This window comes from Nocardioides gansuensis, assembly GCF_003076135.1.
Classification (GTDB): domain Bacteria; phylum Actinomycetota; class Actinomycetes; order Propionibacteriales; family Nocardioidaceae; genus Nocardioides; species Nocardioides gansuensis.
Genome location: NZ_QDGZ01000011.1, coordinates 49,358 through 66,032, shown reverse-complemented (window position 1 = coordinate 66,032; position 16,675 = coordinate 49,358). Strand labels below are relative to the sequence as shown.

At 72.3% G+C, this 16,675-nt stretch carries 18 protein-coding genes; 5 read left to right on the top strand and 13 right to left on the bottom strand.

The window, feature by feature from the left end; genetic code table 11:
• Positions 1-3: 3 nt before the first annotated feature.
• The gene (locus DDE18_RS20505; RefSeq protein ID WP_116574138.1) at positions 4-465 is read right to left on the bottom strand and encodes a hotdog fold domain-containing protein; all 462 of its coding nucleotides are present in this window, start codon (positions 463-465) and stop codon (positions 4-6) included.
• Between the two features lie 92 nt (positions 466-557).
• On the opposite strand from DDE18_RS20505, the gene DDE18_RS20500 reads away from it, so the two are divergent.
• The 3 genes from DDE18_RS20500 to DDE18_RS20490 all read left to right on the top strand — a co-directional run bounded on the left by DDE18_RS20500 (position 558) and on the right by DDE18_RS20490 (position 2,389).
• Entirely contained in the window at positions 558-875 is a 318-nt protein-coding gene (locus tag DDE18_RS20500) for an ArsR/SmtB family transcription factor (RefSeq protein ID WP_245916907.1), read from the top strand.
• A gap of 12 nt (positions 876-887) precedes the next feature.
• Positions 888-1,370, top strand: coding sequence for an SRPBCC family protein (locus DDE18_RS20495; RefSeq protein ID WP_116574134.1), 483 nt, complete (start codon positions 888-890; stop codon positions 1,368-1,370).
• Between the two features lie 80 nt (positions 1,371-1,450).
• Complete coding sequence (locus DDE18_RS20490) at positions 1,451-2,389, top strand: acyl-CoA desaturase (RefSeq protein ID WP_245916906.1); 939 nt, start codon at positions 1,451-1,453, stop codon at positions 2,387-2,389.
• Positions 2,390-2,392: 3 nt separating this feature from the next.
• Here the strand turns inward: DDE18_RS20490 and DDE18_RS20485 are convergent, their stop codons facing one another.
• From DDE18_RS20485 to DDE18_RS20470, 4 genes are read right to left on the bottom strand one after another with little or no spacing between them, the layout of a single operon-like run.
• Positions 2,393-3,829 carry an ABC transporter ATP-binding protein gene (locus DDE18_RS20485; protein ID WP_116574130.1) on the bottom strand — a complete coding sequence of 479 codons (1,437 nt, stop codon included), beginning with the start codon at positions 3,827-3,829 and terminating at the stop codon, positions 2,393-2,395.
• Entirely contained in the window at positions 3,826-4,665 is an 840-nt protein-coding gene (locus DDE18_RS20480) for an ABC transporter permease (protein ID WP_211754661.1), read from the bottom strand. The genes DDE18_RS20485 and DDE18_RS20480 overlap by 4 nt, the downstream gene beginning before the upstream one ends.
• Positions 4,662-5,633 (bottom strand): ABC transporter permease, encoded by a 972-nt coding sequence (locus DDE18_RS20475; protein ID WP_116574222.1) that lies wholly within the window; start codon positions 5,631-5,633, stop codon positions 4,662-4,664. Before DDE18_RS20475 ends, DDE18_RS20480 begins: the two co-directional genes overlap by 4 nt.
• The gene (locus tag DDE18_RS20470) at positions 5,630-7,192 is read right to left on the bottom strand and encodes an ABC transporter substrate-binding protein (RefSeq protein ID WP_116574128.1); all 1,563 of its coding nucleotides are present in this window, start codon (positions 7,190-7,192) and stop codon (positions 5,630-5,632) included. The genes DDE18_RS20475 and DDE18_RS20470 overlap by 4 nt, the downstream gene beginning before the upstream one ends.
• A 122-nt stretch (positions 7,193-7,314) precedes the next feature.
• Between DDE18_RS20470 and DDE18_RS20465 the strand changes: the two genes are divergently transcribed.
• A complete protein-coding gene (locus DDE18_RS20465) occupies positions 7,315-7,902 on the top strand; it encodes a TetR/AcrR family transcriptional regulator (protein ID WP_116574126.1) in 588 nt (195 codons plus the stop codon).
• Between the two features lie 5 nt (positions 7,903-7,907).
• On the opposite strand, the gene DDE18_RS20460 is transcribed toward DDE18_RS20465, so the two are convergent.
• The 5 genes from DDE18_RS20460 to DDE18_RS20440 all read right to left on the bottom strand — a co-directional run bounded on the left by DDE18_RS20460 (position 7,908) and on the right by DDE18_RS20440 (position 12,396).
• The gene (locus tag DDE18_RS20460) at positions 7,908-8,732 is read right to left on the bottom strand and encodes a carbohydrate ABC transporter permease (protein WP_116574124.1); all 825 of its coding nucleotides are present in this window, start codon (positions 8,730-8,732) and stop codon (positions 7,908-7,910) included.
• Entirely contained in the window at positions 8,729-9,643 is a 915-nt protein-coding gene (locus DDE18_RS20455; protein ID WP_116574123.1) for a carbohydrate ABC transporter permease, read from the bottom strand. The genes DDE18_RS20460 and DDE18_RS20455 overlap by 4 nt, the downstream gene beginning before the upstream one ends.
• Before the next feature lie 26 nt (positions 9,644-9,669).
• Positions 9,670-11,037 (bottom strand): extracellular solute-binding protein, encoded by a 1,368-nt coding sequence (locus DDE18_RS20450; RefSeq protein ID WP_116574122.1) that lies wholly within the window; start codon positions 11,035-11,037, stop codon positions 9,670-9,672.
• A 163-nt stretch (positions 11,038-11,200) separates the two neighbouring features.
• Positions 11,201-11,578, bottom strand: a complete 378-nt coding sequence (locus DDE18_RS20445; protein WP_116574121.1) for a VOC family protein — start codon at positions 11,576-11,578, stop codon at positions 11,201-11,203.
• The gene (locus DDE18_RS20440; RefSeq protein WP_116574220.1) at positions 11,575-12,396 is read right to left on the bottom strand and encodes a methyltransferase domain-containing protein; all 822 of its coding nucleotides are present in this window, start codon (positions 12,394-12,396) and stop codon (positions 11,575-11,577) included. Before DDE18_RS20440 ends, DDE18_RS20445 begins: the two co-directional genes overlap by 4 nt.
• A 169-nt stretch (positions 12,397-12,565) precedes the next feature.
• Here DDE18_RS20440 and DDE18_RS20435 point away from each other — a divergent pair, with 169 nt between their 5' ends.
• Positions 12,566-13,066 (top strand): MarR family winged helix-turn-helix transcriptional regulator, encoded by a 501-nt coding sequence (locus DDE18_RS20435; RefSeq protein ID WP_116574120.1) that lies wholly within the window; start codon positions 12,566-12,568, stop codon positions 13,064-13,066.
• Here DDE18_RS20435 and DDE18_RS20430 read toward each other — a convergent pair.
• Genes DDE18_RS20430 through rsmA form a run of 3 tightly spaced genes read right to left on the bottom strand, consistent with a single transcriptional unit; the run spans position 13,049 to position 16,663 of the window.
• Positions 13,049-14,845: an ABC-F family ATP-binding cassette domain-containing protein gene (locus tag DDE18_RS20430; RefSeq protein ID WP_116574119.1), complete on the bottom strand. Its 1,797-nt coding sequence runs from the start codon at positions 14,843-14,845 to the stop codon at positions 13,049-13,051. The two genes, DDE18_RS20435 and DDE18_RS20430, sit on opposite strands and share 18 nt — an antisense overlap.
• Positions 14,846-14,894: 49 nt before the next feature.
• Positions 14,895-15,806, bottom strand: coding sequence for a 4-(cytidine 5'-diphospho)-2-C-methyl-D-erythritol kinase (locus DDE18_RS20425; protein WP_245916904.1), 912 nt, complete (start codon positions 15,804-15,806; stop codon positions 14,895-14,897).
• Positions 15,800-16,663, bottom strand: coding sequence for a 16S rRNA (adenine(1518)-N(6)/adenine(1519)-N(6))-dimethyltransferase RsmA (rsmA, locus tag DDE18_RS20420; protein ID WP_116574118.1), 864 nt, complete (start codon positions 16,661-16,663; stop codon positions 15,800-15,802). The genes DDE18_RS20425 and rsmA overlap by 7 nt, the downstream gene beginning before the upstream one ends.
• Positions 16,664-16,675: the final 12 nt, after the last annotated feature.

The window sequence follows — 16,675 nt, the reverse complement described above, 5'->3', positions numbered from 1 at the left end:
TGGCTACTTCTTCCTGGTCACCCAGAGCCGGATGACGCCCTCGATGACGACCGTGCCGTCGCGGCGTACACCCTTGACCCGGACGGGAAGGTCGGGATTGTCGGAGGTCCACTGCTCGGGGTCGGTCTCGGCGGTGCAGGTGATGTCGGAGTCGGCCTTCGCGGTGTAGGAGACCTCCATCCCCTTGGGGATCCAGCGCTTGTCGCTCGGGATGGTGGCCTCCGCCAGGGCGCCCATCGCGGCCTCGAGTCCGTTGCACAGCGCGATCGCGTGCACCGTCTTGAGGTGGTTGTGCACCCCTCGGCGCTTGGGGATCACCAGCTCGGCGTAGTGGGGCCGGATGTCGACGAACCGCGGGTGGATCGTCCCGAAGTAGGGCGCCATCTGGGAGAAGGCGAGGGAGAAGACGCGCTTGCCCTGGGGCAGCTTGCTGGTGGTGTTCCAGAGGTCGAGGACGCGAGGCATGCGCCGATGTTACCCGTGGGTAAGGGATTGCGGGCGTGACCCCGGTCTCGATAACGTACAACCAAATGGTTGTACGTGGACTCACTGACGACGTGGCCGACCGGATCTTCCAGGCACTGGCCGACCGGACCCGGCGCGACATCGTCACGCGGGTGATCGAGCAGGAGCAGTCGGTCTCGTCGCTGGCGGAGCGCTACGCGATGAGCTTCGCCGCCGTGCAGAAGCACGTGGCGGTGCTCGAGCGGGCCGGGCTGGTGGCCAAGGAGCGGCGCGGGCGCGAGCAGATCGTGCGCGGCGACGTCGGCACCATCCGGCAGGCCAACGCCCTGCTCGACGCCTACGAGCACCTGTGGCACCAGCGCCTCGCCCGCGCCGAGTCGCTGGTCGCCGACCCGACGCAATCTCACTGAAGGAGCAGCACCATGCCCGTCGTCTCGACCACGAGGGACACCGACGCCCTCACCCTGACCCTGGTCGCCGATCTCGCCGCCCCCGCCGAGAAGGTGTGGGAGCTGTGGGAGGACGCGCACAAGCTCTCGCAGTGGTGGGGTCCGCCCAGCTGGCCGGCGACCTTCGTCACCCACGAGCTCACCGAGGGAGGCGAGTCGCGCTACTACATGACCGGCCCCGACGGCGAGCAGGCCAAGGGCTGGTGGACCACGACCACGGTGACATCGCCGTGGCTCATCGAGTTCGACGACGGCTTCGCCGGGCCCGACGGCGAGCCGCTCGACCGGAGCGACTGCACCCACAACGTCGTCACCCTCGCCACCACCGACGGCGGCACCCGGATGACGATCACCGCCCACTTCCGCGACGGCACCCAGATGGAGCAGATGGGCGCCATGGACATGGAGCAGGGCCTCACCGAGGCCGTCTCGCAGATGGACGACCTCCTGGCCTGAGCAGGCACGGACTATTGGTCACGCGGGGGCCAGAGGTTACGGTTGCGTAGGTAGCAGCACCACACCCCCTGGAGACCCGCGTGACCGCGACCCAACACCGGCAGACCGAGCCCGCCCGTGCCACGCTCGGCGGCGACACCCAGTCCCGGAAGGAGCAGGTGGCGCTCGCGTTGTTCATCCTCGTCCCCTTCGCGGCGGTGCTCGCCGCTGTGCCCGTGGCCTGGGGCGGCTGGCTCGGCTGGACGGACGTCGCGATCGCGGTGTTCATGTACTTCCTGACCTGCGGCGGCGTCACCGTGGGCTACCACCGCTACTTCACGCACAAGTCCTTCAAGCCCAACCGCCCGGTCAAGATCGCGCTCGCGATCATCGGCTCGATGGCCGTCCAGGGCCCGCTCGTGCGCTGGGTGGCCGACCACCGCAAGCACCACAAGTTCTCCGACCGCGACGGCGACCCGCACTCCCCCTGGAAGTACGGCGAGAGCATCCCGGCGCTGTGGAAGGGGATGTGGCACGCCCACATCGGCTGGCTCTTCGACGAGGAGCAGACCCCGCAGCACAAGTACGCCCCCGACCTGATGAAGGACCGCGACCTCATCTGGGTCTCGAAGACCTTCTGGCTGTGGGTGCTCCTCTCGCTCGCCCTGCCGGCCGTCATCGGCGGCCTGGTGACGTGGTCGTGGCAGGGCGCCGCCACCGCGTTCTTCTGGGGCTCACTCGTGCGGGTCGGGCTGCTGCACCACGTGACCTGGTCGATCAACTCGATCTGCCACACCATCGGCGAGCGGCCGTTCCTCTCACGCGACAAGTCCGCCAACGTCTGGTGGCTGGCCATCCCCTCGATGGGCGAGTCGTGGCACAACCTCCACCACGCCGACCCCACGTGCGCCCGCCACGGCGTCCTCCCCGGCCAGCTCGACGCCTCCGCGCGCATCATCTGGCTGCTGGAGAAGGCCGGCTGGGTCAGTGACGTGCGCTGGCCGGTCAAGGAGCGCATCGAGGCGCGCCTGGCCGCCTGACCCTCAGGAGGGCACGGCCGTCTTCTCCCGGCTGCCCGCCTTTCCGAGTGCGATCCGTCGGTCCGCCACGGCCTCGGCGAGCGCCTCGTCGTGCGTGATCATCAGGAGCGCGCAGTCCCGGGCGGCCAGCTCGGTCATCAGGCAGTCGACGGTCAGCTCCTGCGTGAGCAGGTCCAGCCGGGAGGTCGCCTCGTCCGCGAAGACCAGCGCCGGGGCCGGCAGCATCGCCCGGACGACCGCGATCCGCTGCAGCTCGCCACCGGACACCTGCCCGGGGCGCCGCTGCATCAGCTCGGGGGCCAGCCCCATCGCCACCAGCAGCTCGTCCACGCGTCCGGGGTCGACCCCGTGGCGGCGGGCGACGTCGCCGATGCCCGCACCGAGCGGCACGTGGGCGGGGAACGACAGGGCGGGGTCCTGGTAGAGCTTCTGCACGCGGCCCCCGGAGAGCTCCGCGGCATGCGTGACCGTGCCCCGGTCCACCGGGACGAGCCGCAGCAGTGCGTTGCCCAGGGTGGTCTTGCCGGAGCCGCTCGGCCCCACGAGCGCCACCCGCTCCCCCGCCCCGACCTCGAGGGACACCGCGTCGAGGACGACCGCGTCGCCGTAGGACTTGCCCACGTCCGTGGCCACCACGAGCGGGGGCGCCGACCGTTCGGGCACCACCCCGGCACGCTGCCAGGGGCGGTCCCATCGGGCCGGGTCCGCCCCGACCAGGCGGCGCGTGTAGTCGGCCTGCGGATCCCCGAGCACCCGGTCGACCGGGCCCGACTCGATGATCGCGGCCTCGCGCATCACCGCGACTGTGCCGCCGAGCCGACTGGCCAGGCGCAGGTCGTGTGTGATCGTCAGCAGCAGCCCGCCGTCCGCGAGATGCCTGTCGAGCAGGTCCCCAAGCTGGTCCACGGCCCGACGGTCGAGCCCCTTGGAGGGCTCGTCGAGGAGCAGCACGCGCGCCCCGCCGATCGTTGCCGCGGCGTACGTCACGCGCTGGGCCATGCCGCCGGAGAGCGTGTGGGGGTAGTCCCGCCCACGTCCGGCCAGGCCGACACCGGCAAGCGCGGCCTCCGCGAGGGCGAGGCGCTCGCGGCGGGGGGTCTGCTCCAGCATCCCCTCGGCCACCTGCGCCCCGACCCGCATGGTGGGATCCAGTGCCGAGGCGGGCTCCTGCGGCAGCAGGGCCAGCTCCCGGCCCCAGAGGGCACGCCGGTTGCCCGGGTCCGCCAGGTCGATCCGCCGGCCGTCCAGCGACATCGCGCCCTCGACCGCGAGCCCGGCTGCGAGCGTCCCCATCACGGCGTGGGCGAGGAGGGACTTGCCCGACCCGCTCTCCCCGACGATGGTGAAGGCGCGCCCGGCCTCGAGGCTCAGGTCGGACACCTCCACCAGGGGCGTGCCCCGGTGGGTGACACGCACGTGGTGGATGTCGAGGGTGGTCATCGTGCGACCTCCTTGGGTCGGAGCCCGAGCAGGCAGGCCGTCAGCAGGAACAGGACCGACACGGGGGCCAGCGCCAGCCAGGGAGCCGCGTCGTAGAAGGGGAAGGCCTCGGTCGTCATCAGGCCGAGCTCTGCGCGCGGGGGCTGCAGCCCGACCTTCACGAAGCCGAGCGTCGACATCGCCAGGATCGAGGTCACCATCCCCAGCGACGCCAGCGTCAGCAGGACCGGCCGCAGCTCCGGCCACAGGTGCCGGCGCAGCACGTGCCAGCGACCGAGCCGGAGCAGCCCGGCGGCCTCCACCGCGGGTGTGCCGAGGACGAGAGCCGCGCGGGCGCGGACCACCCGGAAGTACTCCACCCACTGCACCAGGGCCAGGCCCACGTAGAGGGTCAGCAGGCTGCCTTCGGGCGCCATCGCGGAGACGAGCAGCACGACCAGCAGGGCGGGGATCGCCACGAAGGCCTCGGAGAGCCCGCGGAGCACGGCGTCGACCCAGCCGCCGACCCACCCCGCCAGGATGCCGGTGGCGGTCCCGAGCACGAGAGCGGTCAGCACGCACACCGCTCCGAGCACCAGGGAGAGCCGGGTGGCGTGCGCGAGCCGGGAGACGACGCTGCGCCCGTAGTCGTCACGGCCCAGCGGCTCGGCCAGGCTCGGCGGCTCGAGGAAGCGGGCCAGGTCCTGGGCATGCGGGTCGGCGAGCACCAGCGGGCCCACCACGGCGAAGGCGACGAGCACAGCCAGGCCGGCGCCGGCCACGACGCGGGAGGGGGTCCAGCTGCGCGCCGGCTCGACGGTCGCCCCGGAGAGCTCGGACATCACGGCGGTGCTCATGCGACCGCCCTCCGTCCGCGCGGCCGCGGGTCGAGCCAGAGCACCGTGACGTCGACGAGGGTGTTGAGCGCCACCACCAGCAGGGCGAGCACCAGGGCGCTCGCCTGCAGGACGGGTACGTCGCGCCAGAAGACGGCGTGCACGAGCGCGTGTCCCAGGCCCGGCCAGGCGAAGAGGCTCTCGACGACCACGACGCCCTCGACCAGGGTCACCGCCTGGACGCCGAGGTAGGGGACGAGCACCACGCCGGTGTTGCGGAGCACGTGGCGCAGGAGCACCACCCGGCCCGAGAGCCCCTTGGTCGCGGCGAACCGGACGTAGTCGGAGCGTCGCACTTCGACCACGGCGTCGCGGGTGACCCGGGCGAACAGGCCCGAGAGCCCGATGCCCAGGGTGAGCGCCGGCAGCACGATGCTTGCGGCGCCCTCGTGGCCGACTGCAGGCAGCCAGCCGAGCTGGATGGAGAGCAGCAGGACGAGCAGGAGTCCGAGGAGGAACGGCGGGAGCGCGCGCACGGCCGCGATCCACCCGGTGACCAGCCGGTCGACGGCGCCGTCCGGGCGCCGGGCGGCCACCACGCCGAGCCCGCCGCCGATCAGGGCGGCCAGCGCGAGCGCGAGGACGCTCAGCTGCAGCGTGCCGACGAGGTAGAGGCCGAGCTCGTCGACCACGGGTCGGGACGTCACCAGCGACTCGCCAAGGTCGAGGCGGAACAGGGCCAGCACCCACTCGGCGTACTGCTGCCACGCCGGGCGGTCGAGGCCGAGCTCCGCGCGGACCGCGTCGGCGGCGGCGGCGTCGACCAGGTCGTAGCCGTAGCGTCCGGCGGCGATGCGGTATGCCGCGTCGCCGGGCAGCGCGCGCACGACCACGAAGCAGAGCGCCGAGACGACGAGCGCCACTCCGACCCCCTGGGCCGCGCGGCGCACCAGGACTCCGGGCAGCCGGTTGCCGCTGACCGCGCTCACGAGGCCCACTCCATCTCCGAGAGGTGCCAGGTGCGCTCGAGGGGGTCCATCACGAAGCCGGCGACGCGCTCGTTGACCGCGGCGTTCATCCGGTACCAGGCCACGGGGATGAGCGGCAGCTCGGCCTGGGCCGTCTCGGCGATGGTGGTGCGGGCGCGGGCGGCCGTGGTGTCGTCGGCGTCGGACTGCAGGGTCTCGATGGCGTCGAGCAACGCCGGGTCGCTCCAGTTCATCGCGCCCCAGTCGGAGCCCTCGGGTGGGAACATCTCGGCCACCGTCACCAACGGGTCGGTGACGAGCGCCAGGTGGCGGGCCAGGAGACCCAGGTCGAGCGTGCCGTCGGCGTGGCGCGCGGGGATCTCGCTGGAGTTGGTGACGTCGACCGCCAGGTCGACACCCACCTCCCGCAGGTCGGCCTGGATGGCGGTGGCCAGGGCGGGCAGCTCGGGGCGGTCGGGGTATGTCGTGAGCGTGAGGCGGAGGGGCTCGCCATCCTTCTCCAGGATGCCGTCGGGGCCGGCGGTCCAGCCCGCCTCGGCCAGCAGCTCGCGGGCCTGCTCGACGTCCTGCTCCAGCGGGTCGAGGGTCGGGACGTGCCAGGCGGTCAGCGACGGCGGGAACAGCTGGGTGGCGGCCAGGTCGGGCTCGCGCAGCACCGCGTCGGCGATCGCCGCCCGGTCGAGCGCCATGCTCAGGGCCCGGCGCACCCGCACGTCCGCCAGGGCCGGGTCCTTGGCGTTGACCTTCAGCAGGAGGCTGCGCGGCTGCAGGCTCGACTCCATCGCCACCCCCGGCGCCTGGTCGACCCGCTCCCGACCCGCGGGCTCGAGCCCGAAGACGACGTCGGCCTGGTCCCCCACCGCGAGCAGGGCGCGGGACTCCGCCCGCCCGACGGCCTGGAACGCGACGCGCTCGATCTGCGGCGCCGGGCCGCGGTAGTCCTCGAAGCGCCGCACCTCGATGTTCGCCGGCAGCTCCAGCCGCTCCACGCGGTAGGGGCCGGTGCCGACGACCTCGGTGACGGCCCCGTCGGCGTCGTAGGACGACGGCGCCAGGACGACGGTGCTGTAGTGCGTCAGCACCGCGGGCAGCGCGGGATACCGCGCGGCGAGGTCGATCCGGACCGCGTCCCCCTCGGCCTCGATGCCGCGGATGGGGGCCGCCGCGAGCGGGCTGGCCTCCTCCTCGGCTGCGGCCCGGAGCGAGGCGGCCGCCGCGTCGGCGGTCAGCGTCGTGCCGTCGTGGAAGGTCACATCCGCCGGCAGCTCGAAGGTCCACGAGCGGCCGCCGCGCGACTCGTCCCACCCGGTCGCCAGTCCGGGCATCAGGTCACCCTCGAGGTCGCTGCTGACGAGCGTCTCGACGACCTCCAGCCGGGTGAAGAGGCCGTCGCTCTCCACCGGGGCGACGCTGTGCGTCTCGAAGGGCCCGGCGACACGCAGCACGGCGGAGTCGCCGGCACCCGGGGCGGCCGGCGCGGCGCAGCCGGCGGCCGCGAGCACGGTGATCAGGGTCGCGACCGCCCGGGGAGCGGTGCGACGGATTCGGTGGATTTCCATGGAGCCTCTCCTGGTGTGGATGTGTCCCGGACGCTAGATGCGAACGATTCTCATTGTCAAAGCGGGGTCGACAATGCAACAATGCAGGGGTGCCCGCACGACGCGTCCCCACCCGCCCCCGGATGACCGGCGCCGAGCGGCGGGAGCAGCTGATCGAGGTCGCCCGGCGGCTCTTCGCCGAGCGGGGCTTCGAGGGCACCGCCATCGAGGAGGTCGCCACGCGGGCCGATGTCTCCAAGCCGGTGGTCTACGAGCACTTCGGCGGCAAGGAGGGCCTCTACGCCGTCGTGGTCGACCGCGAGGTCACCCAGCTGCTCGGCCTGATGCGCGCCGCGCTGTCGGACGGGTCGTCGCGGATGCTCCTCGAGCAGGCCGCGGGCGCGCTGCTCGACTACATCGAGGCTAACCCCGACGGATTCCGGATCCTGGTGCGCGACCCCGTCGGGTCGGCGTCCTTCCAGTCGATCATCGGCGACGTCGCCTCCCGCGTGGAGGGGATCCTCGTCGACCCCTTCGAGCGGCTCGGGCTCGACCCGACGTCGGGCTCGATGTATGCCCAGATGCTCGTCGGCATGGTCTCCCAGATCGGGCTCTGGTGGCTCGACCACCGCGAGACCCCGAAGGAGGAGGTCTCCGCCCACCTGGTCAACCTCGCCTGGAACGGGCTCTCGGGCCTGGAGCCGAAGCCGCGCCTGGTCAGCGGCAGCTAGTCGACCTACTTCGTGCCAGTCGTCGCGATCCCCTCGACGATCTGCCGCTGAGCGACCAGGAAGAGGACGATCATCGGCACGGTGCTGATCACGCTCGCCGTGACGATCAGCTCCCAGTGCCACTCACCCCCGAAGCCGAACTGGTCGAGCATCGCCTTGAGCCCCCGCGGGATCGTGAACGTGCTGGAGTCCCGCAGGTAGATCAGCGGCCGCATCAGGTCCGTCCACGCCGCCTGGAACTCGAAGACGGCCGTGACCACCAGGGCCGGCCGGGTCAGCGGCACCGCAACCCGCCAGAACGACTGCCAGTGGCTGGCGCCGTCGACCCGCGCCGCGTCGAAGAGCTCGCGCGGGAGCGTGAGGAAGAACTGCCGCAGCAGGAAGATGTAGAACGCGCTGCCGAAGAGGTTGCCTCCCCACAGCGGAACCAGGGTGCCGACGAAGCCGAGCTGGTCCCAGATCAGGTACGTCGGGATCATCGTCACGGCCTGCGGGATCATCATCGACGCGAGCACCAGGCCGAACAGGATGTCGCGGCCGGGGAACCGGTAGCGCGCGAACGCCCAGGCCACCAGGGCGCTGGAGAACGTCGCCGTCACGGTGGCGAGCACCGTCACGATCAGCGTGTTGGCCAGCCAGAGCGCCATCGGCGCCTCCTGCCAGACCTCCACGTAGTTGTCGAACGTGACCACCTCGGGGATCAGCTTGTTGTCGAAGACGTCGCTGCGCGGCTTCAACGAGGCGCTGACCAGCCAGGCGAACGGGTAGAGGAACACCAGCGAGAAGGCGCACAGCCCCAGCAGCACGAGCCAGCGGCGTACGGCGCTCATCGCTGGTCCCCGTAGTAGAAGACGTATCGCCGGGTGAGCGCCGACTGGCCGGCGGTCACCACAAGCACCACCAGGAACAGCAGCATCGCCAGCGCCGCGGCGTACCCCATGTGCAGGAACTCGAAGGCCTGCTGGAAGACGTAGATGACGTAGAAGAGAGCGGCGTCGTTGCCGTACGTCGAGTTGCCGGCGCCGAAGTAGGCGGTGTAGGCCTCGGTGAAGCTCTGGAACGCCGCGATGGTGTCGACGAGCGCCAGGAAGTAGAGCGGGCCGCTGATCATCGGCAGCGTCACGTGGCGGAAGCGGCCCCACCAGGAGGCGCCGTCGACGCGGGCGGCCTCCCACAGCTCGCGCGGCACGTTCTCCAGCGCGGCGAGCAGGATGATGATCTCCGCGCCGATGGTCCACAGGCTCATCAGCGCGAGGCCGGGCTTGACCCACGGCGGGTCGGTGGTCCAGTTCGGGCCGTCGATGCCCACCCAGGACAGGGACTCGTTGAGCAGGCCGCTCTGACCGTTGAGGAGCAGCAGCACCAGCACGCCGATGGCGACCGGCGGCGTCATCTTGGGCAGGAAGAACGCCGTGCGGAACAACCCCCGGGCGCGTCCCGCCCGCTGCAACAGCAGGGCGAGGGCGAGCGAGACGCCCAGCTGGAACGGGACCGACAGGACGGCGTAGATCGCCGTGTTGCCGAGCGCGAGCGTGACCTTGTCGTCGGTGAGCATCTCGCGGTAGTTCTCCGTCCCCACGAAGGTGGGGTCGTTGATGACGTCGTAGTCGGTCAGCGAGAGGTAGGCCGTGTAGACGACGGGGTAGGCGGTCCAGAGGAGGAACCCGACCAGCCACGGCGAGAGGAACAGGAACGCCGCCCGGGTGTCGCCGTTGCGCAGGCGTCCCCGCGCCTCACTCATCCCCGCGCCTCACTCATCCCCGTGCCTCACTCATCCCAGCGGGCCCAGGCCTCGTCGAGCACCTTCTGCGCCTCCTCCTGCGCCTTCTGCAGCGCCTGCTCCGGCTCCTCCTGGCCGTTGAGCACCCGGTTGACCGCGTCCTGCCAGGCCGCCTCGAACTCGGCGCCTGCCGGGTTGGCGGGCAGGGCGAAGGTGTTCTCACTCGCCTCGTACATCGCCTCGACGGCGCTGTCCCAGACCTCGTCACCCGAGGGCTCGACCTTCGCGCGCACCGCCTCGTCTGCCTCGTCGTTGCCGGTCAGGATGCCGGTGAAGATGCTCTCGCCGCCCTTGCGCTCGGCCAGCCGGGCGTCGGCCGCGGCCTCCCAGCTGGAGGTCTGGGTCATCACCTTCGCGAAGCGGCACGCAGCCTCGGGGTTGGGGCTGCCCTTGGGGATCGCCCAGGCCGAGCCGCTGGTCCAGGCGATCGTCTCGCCGCTGCGGTCGCGGACGGTGTCGAAGGCGAGCGGCGCGTCGGGGCTGACCTCGTTGAGCACGTTGACGTACCACTGCTCCATCGGCATCGCGCCCAGCGTGCCGGTGGCGAACTGGTTGCCGTCGCCGAAGAAGTCGGCCTGGTCGCGGAACGCCTTGACCGAGCCGAAGCCACCCTGCGCGTCGTAGATGTCGACCGCCCACTCCAGCGCCTCCACGACGGCGGGGTCGTCGAGCTGGGCGGTGCGGCCGTCCTCGGAGATCAGGTCGGCGCCGTTGGCCTTGGCCCAGAGTGGGAGGAACTCCGGCAGCTTGGAGTCGTAGCCGATGACCGACACCTTCTTGCCATCCTGCCGGGCCAGCTCCTCATTGGCCTCGGTGATCGACTCCCAGCTGGACCCGTTGACGTCCTCGATGGCAAGGCCGGCCTGGTCTAGCAGGTCCCGGTTGGCCATGGTGAGCTGGACGACGCTGAACTCCGGGATGCCGTAGACCTCGTCCTCGAACGTCACCTGCTCGAGCGCGGCGTCGTCGAAGACGTCGGTGTCGATGCCCTCGCCGTCGATGCACTCGTCCAGCGGCACGATCGCGCCGCGCGAGGCGAAGGTGCCGACCTGGTCTCGCTCGGCGTAGAGGATCGCCGGCGGGTCGCCGGCCGCGACGGACGAGAGGAACTGCTGGACGTCGAGCTCCCCCTCGATGAGCTTGACCTCGACGTCGCCGAGGGCCTTCTTCGCCTCCTCCAGGCGGGCGGTGGCGACCTCGTCGGTCTCACCGAAGCCCATCGCGTCGAGCGTGCCGGTGAGCTGCGCCTCGGAGTCGAAGCTGGCGTCGGGCGTCTCCTCGTCGCCCGTGCCCTGCGCACAGGCGGCCGTCAGGCCGAGCAGCAGGAGTCCCGCCGTGAGAACAGAGCCGCGCATGGTTCCTCCCCGTGGTGAGTGCCGATGGCAGCGCGGTACCCGAACCGGTGTCCGTCTAGCGGTGAAGCGACCGGGGGGCCGTTCCCCTCATCGGTGAAGCGCCCGAGTCGGTGGTTGAGGTGCGAGGAGCGCCAGCGACGAGCCTCGAAACCACCTCGCCAGCTCAGGCCGGCTGGAGCACCTCGACCCGGTTGCCGTGCCCGTCGAAGGTGTGCAGCCGCAGGTAGCCCGGGAAGGTCGTCCGCTGGCTCTCGTCGACTGCGTAGCCGCCGGCGCGCAGCCGCGCCGCGACCTCGGCCACGTCGTCCACCACGAACGCCGGGTGCGCCTTCGCGGCCGGCCGGAACGGCTCCTCGACGCCGACGTGCAGCTCGGCAGCGACCTCGCCGGAGGCGTCGTACGCGCGGAACCAGCAGCCACCGCGGGCCTCGAGGGCCGTGGACTTCTCGACCTCCGTCATCCCCAGCGCCCCGGCGCAGAAGCGACGCGCCTCGGCCTCGCCTCCCGGCGGGCAGGCGACCTGGACGTGGTGGAGCCTCATGCCTTCCTCCCCGATGCCTTCCGGGCCACGACGAAGACGCGACGGAACGGCAGCACGACCCGGCCCTGCGCGTCGGGCGGGTAGGCGTCGCGGAGCCGGCGCTTGAGCTCGGCCTCGAAGTCGCCGCGCAGCTCGTCCGGCAGCGCCTGGAGCGTCGGGCGCGCGCCGGTGCCGGAGACCCACGTGAAGACGGGGTCCTCGCCAGTGAGGACGTGGAGGTAGGTCGTCTCCCAGGCGTCGACGTCGCAGCCCTCGGCCTGGAGGACGCGGAGGTAGGTCGCGGAGTCGTGCGCCTCGGGCACGGCGACGTCCCGGGTGTGTGTGCTGTACGGCGCCTCCGCGGCGAGGTCGCGCCGGTTGCTGTGGCTCGGCTCCTCGAAGTTGCCGGGCACCTGGAAGGCGAGCCAGCCGCCCGCCGCCACCCGGTCCAGCAGGCCGGGCAGCAGCTCGAGGTGGCCGGGCACCCACTGGAGGGTGGCGTTGGAGACGAGCACGTCGACCGGGGCGCGGAGGGCGAGCGCGTCGGGGGCCGCCCACTCGCGCAGGTCGGCCACCTCGAAGGCGACGCCCGGGACGTCGGTGCGGGCCCGCGCGATCATCTCGGGGCTGCTGTCGAGACCGGTGACCGCGGCGCGGGGCCAGCGCCGGGCGAGGAGGGCGGTCAGGTTGCCCGGCCCGCAGCCGAGGTCCACGACCGTGCGCGGCTCGTCGGCCCCGTCCGGGTCCGGGGCCACCCGGGCGAGCAGCTCGACGAAAGGCCTCCCCCGCTCGTCGGCGTACGTCAGGTATCTCTCGGGGTCCCACGTGTGCCGGCTCATCGACCCACTCCCTCCGTCGGGATAGTCCGTGACGATCGGACCCTCCACGGTGCCCGTTCGGGGTCCGCTCGTCACGGACTATCCAAAGTGTCTTGATGTCGAGAGATCCAGCATGTAGCCGACACTGTCTCGATGTCAAGATTCTCGACGGATCTGGCAGACTGGGGGGATGCGGGACGAGGTGGACGACCTGGTCGAGGCCTGGGCGCGCGAGCGCACCGACCTCGACCTGGCGCCGGTGGAGGTCTTCAGCCGGATCAGCCGGCTGGCCCGGCACCTCGACCTTGCGCGGCGAGCTGCCTTCACCGCGCACGGCATCGAGTCCTGGGAGTTCGACGTGCTGGCGGCGCTGCGTCGGGCCGGGAAGCCCTACGAGCTCTCCCCCGGCCGCCTGCTTCGCGAGACGCTGGTGACCAGCGGCACGATGACCAACCGGGTCGACCGGCTGGCGGCGCGCGGCTTCGTCGAGCGGCTCCCCGACCCGCGCGACCGCCGCGGCGTGCTGGTGCGGCTCACGCCGGAAGGCCGGGCCGCGGTCGACGGCGCGTTCACCGCGCTCGTCGAGGCCGAGGCCGCGCTGATCGCCGACCTGCCCGCGCGCGACCGCGACCGGCTGGCCGGGCTGCTGCGCACGCTGCTGGCGCCGTTCAGCTCAGTCGAGGACCTCTGAGGCCTCGAGCCACTCCAGCTCGAGCTGCTCCCTCTCCTCGGCCAGCGCCTTGAGGCGCGCGCCGACGTCGGCGAGCAGGGCATAGTCGGTGAGGTTGGCCGCCACCTCGGCGTTGAGGGCCGCCTCCTGCTCGGCGATACGCTCGAGCTGCTTCTCCACGCGCGCGAGCGCCTTGCGGGCCGCCCGCTCCGCGGCGCTGCCGGGCTTCGCCCTGGTTGGTACGCCGGTGCTGGGGGCCGGGACGTCAGGCGGCCCGGCCGCCGGAGCGGCCGGAGCGGATGACGCTGCGGACGCAGCCCGGCGCTCGAGATATTCGTCGACACCGCGCGGCAGCATCGAGACCTGGCCGTCGCCCAGCAGCGCCCAGACCGAGTCGGTGACCCGCTCGAGGAAGTAGCGGTCGTGGGAGACGACCACCAGGGTGCCGGGCCAGCCGTCGAGGAAGTCCTCGAGCACGTTGAGCGTGTCGATGTCGAGGTCGTTGGTCGGCTCGTCGAGCAGCAGCACGTTGGGCTCGGTCAGCAGCAGCCGCAGCAGCTGGAAGCGCCGCCGCTCGCCACCCGAGAGGTCGCCCAGCCGGGCGGTCAGCCGGTCGCCGGTGAAGCCGAAGCGCTCCAGCAGGGCCGTCGCCGAGAGCTCCTGCCCGTCGATGGTCTTCATGACGCGCCGGATCGACTCGACCGTCGGCAGCACCCGCGCCTCGGGGTCGATCTCGTCCAGCGCCTGCGTGAGGTGCTGCAGGGCGACCGTGCGGCCGTGCTTGACGCGGCCAGCGGCCGGCGCGAGATCCCCGGACAGCAGGGAGAGCAGCGAGGTCTTGCCGGCGCCGTTGACGCCCACGACGCCGACACGGTCGCCCGGCCCGAGTCGCCACGTCGCGTGCGAGAGCAGCTGCCTCTCGCCGCGGAACAGGTCGACGTCCTCGACGTCGATGACGTCCTTGCCGAGCCGCTGGGTCGCGAACCGCTGCAGCTCCATCCGGTCGCGCGGCGGCGGCACGTCCTCGATGAGCGCGTTGGCGGCGTCGATGCGGAACTTCGGCTTCGACGTCCGCGCGGGTGCGCCGCGGCGCAGCCAGGCGAGCTCCTTGCGCACGAGGTTCTGCCGGCGGGCCTCCGAGGACGCCGCCTGCCGCTGGCGCTCCGCCTTGGCGAGCACGAACGCGGCGTACCCGCCCTCATAGGAGTCCACCGCCCCGTCGTGGACCTCCCACGTCGTCTGGCAGACCTCGTCGAGGAACCACCGGTCGTGGGTGACGACGATGAGGGCGCTCGCCCGCGAGACGAGGTGCTCCGCCAGCCAGGCGACCGCCTCGACGTCGAGGTGGTTGGTCGGCTCATCGAGGATGATCAGGTCGTGGTGGCCGAGCAGCAGGGCCGCCAGCGCGCAGCGGCGCCGCTCGCCACCGGAGAGGCCGACGACGGCGCGGTCGAGGGCGATGCCGGCGAGCAGCTCCTCGACGACCTGCCGCATCGTCGGGACGCCGGCCCACTCGTGGTCGGAGCGGCCGCCGAGGACCGCCTCGCGCACGGTGTGGGTGTCGACCAGCTCGTCACCCTGGTGGAGGTAGCCGATCTCCAGGCCGCGCGTGCGCGACACCCGCCCGGAGTCGGGCTCCTCCTCGCCGGTCATCACGCGCAGCAGTGTGGTCTTGCCGTCGCCGTTGCGGCCGACGACGCCGATCCGCTCACCCTGCGCGACGCCGAGGGAGACGTCGGCGAGCAGCGGCCGGATGCCGTAGGACTTCGAGACGCGCTCGAGGTTGATCAGGTTCACCATGAGGCCCCGATCCTCTCAGCCGCCCGGGTGCCGCGCCGAAACGCTGGCGTCAGCCAGCGATCAGGTGGGCGCCCGGGGCAGGCCCCGTCGTGGTGAGTACGACGCCGTGCCCGGCGCCGCGCAGGCCGGCAGCCGTCGCCTCGGCAGCCCCGCCGTCGGCGCAGAGGAAGACGCACGTCGGCCCGGAGCCGCTCACCAGGCCCCGCAGGGCACCCTCGGCCTCGCCGCGGGCGATCAGCTCGCCGAGCTCGGGCCGGAGGTCGACGGCCGGCGCCTGGAGGTCGTTGTGCAGGGCGCACCCGAGCTGAGCCGGGTCGCCCGAGGCGATCGCGGCGAGGAGCGGCTCGGCGCCCACCGGCTCGGCAGGGGCGTCCGGGAAGAGGGCGTCGAAGTGGCGGTAGACCGACGGCGTCGAGAGGCCTGTCGTCGAGGGCACGACCACCCACGACCAGGTGGCCGGGTCGACGACGGGCTCGACCAGCTCCCCCCGGCCCCTGCCCCTCGCCGTACCTCCCACGAGCGCGAAGGGGACGTCGCTGCCGAGCTCGGCGGCCAGCTCGAGAAGCGCGGTCTCGGGGAGGTCGGCCGCCCACAGCCGGTCCAGCGCACGCAGCGCCGCCGCGGCGTCGGCCGAGCCGCCGGCCATCCCTCCGGCGACGGGGATCTGCTTGGCGATGTGGAGCGCCGCCTGCGGCTCCCTGCCGAGGCGGGCGGCGAGCAGCGTGGCGGCGCGGGCGACGATGTTGTCGGTGCCGAGTGGCACGCTCGGGCCGTCGATGTGGTCCGCAGCCACGAGGGAGGTCGTGAGCTCGCTCGCGGCGGACACGGTCACGTCGTCGGAGAGCCTCAGAGCCTGGTAGACGGTGTCGAGCGGGTGGAAGCCGTCCTCGCGCGGAGCGCCGACACCGAGGTGGAGGTTGATCTTCGCGGGCGCCCGGACGGTGACGGGGCCAGTCACCACGGCATGCCCTCGGCGATGCGGGCGTAGTCCTCGACGCGGATCACCTCGCCGCGGGCCGTCGGGTCGACGCCGGCACCGACCAGCGCCGACTCAGCCGCCTCCGACGACCCGGCGAGCGGCCGCAGCGCGGAGCGCAGCTGCTTGCGGCGCTGGGCGAAGGCGGCGTCGACGACGGTGAAGACCTGCTCGCGGGTGGCGGTCGTGGCCGGGGGCTCGCGGCGGGTCCAGGCGACGAGGCCGGAGTCGACGTTGGGCGCGGGCCAGAAGACGTTGCGGCCGACGGCGCCGGCGCGGCGTACGTCGGCATACCAGGCGGCCTTGACCGACGGCACGCCGTAGGTCTTCGACCCGGGAGGCGCTGCCAGCCGGTCGGCGACCTCGGCCTGCACCATCACGAGGCCGTGATCGAGCGAGGGCAGCAGCGCCAGCATGTGCAGCAGCACCGGGACCGAGACGTTGTAGGGCAGGTTGGCGACCAAGGCGGTCGGGGGCGGGCCGGGCACCTCCTCGATGCGCATGGCGTCGGCGAGGACGACCTCGAAGCGGTCGGCCTGGTTGGGGGCGTAGGTCGCGATCGTCTCGGGGAGCAAGCCGGCGAGCAGCGGGTCGACCTCGATCGCGACGACCCGCCTGGCGACCTCGAGCAGGGCGAGGGTCAGCGAGCCGAGGCCCGGTCCGACCTCCACGACGACGTCGGTCTCGCCGATCCCGGAGTCGCGGACGATCCGGCGGACCGTGTTGGCGTCGATCACGAAGTTCTGCCCGCGCTGCTTGGTCGGGCGGAGGTCGAGGCGGGCTGCGAGCTGACGCACGTCCGCCGGCCCGAGGAGTCTCGGGCCGGCGGAGGTGTCAGTCATGCGACGAAGCGT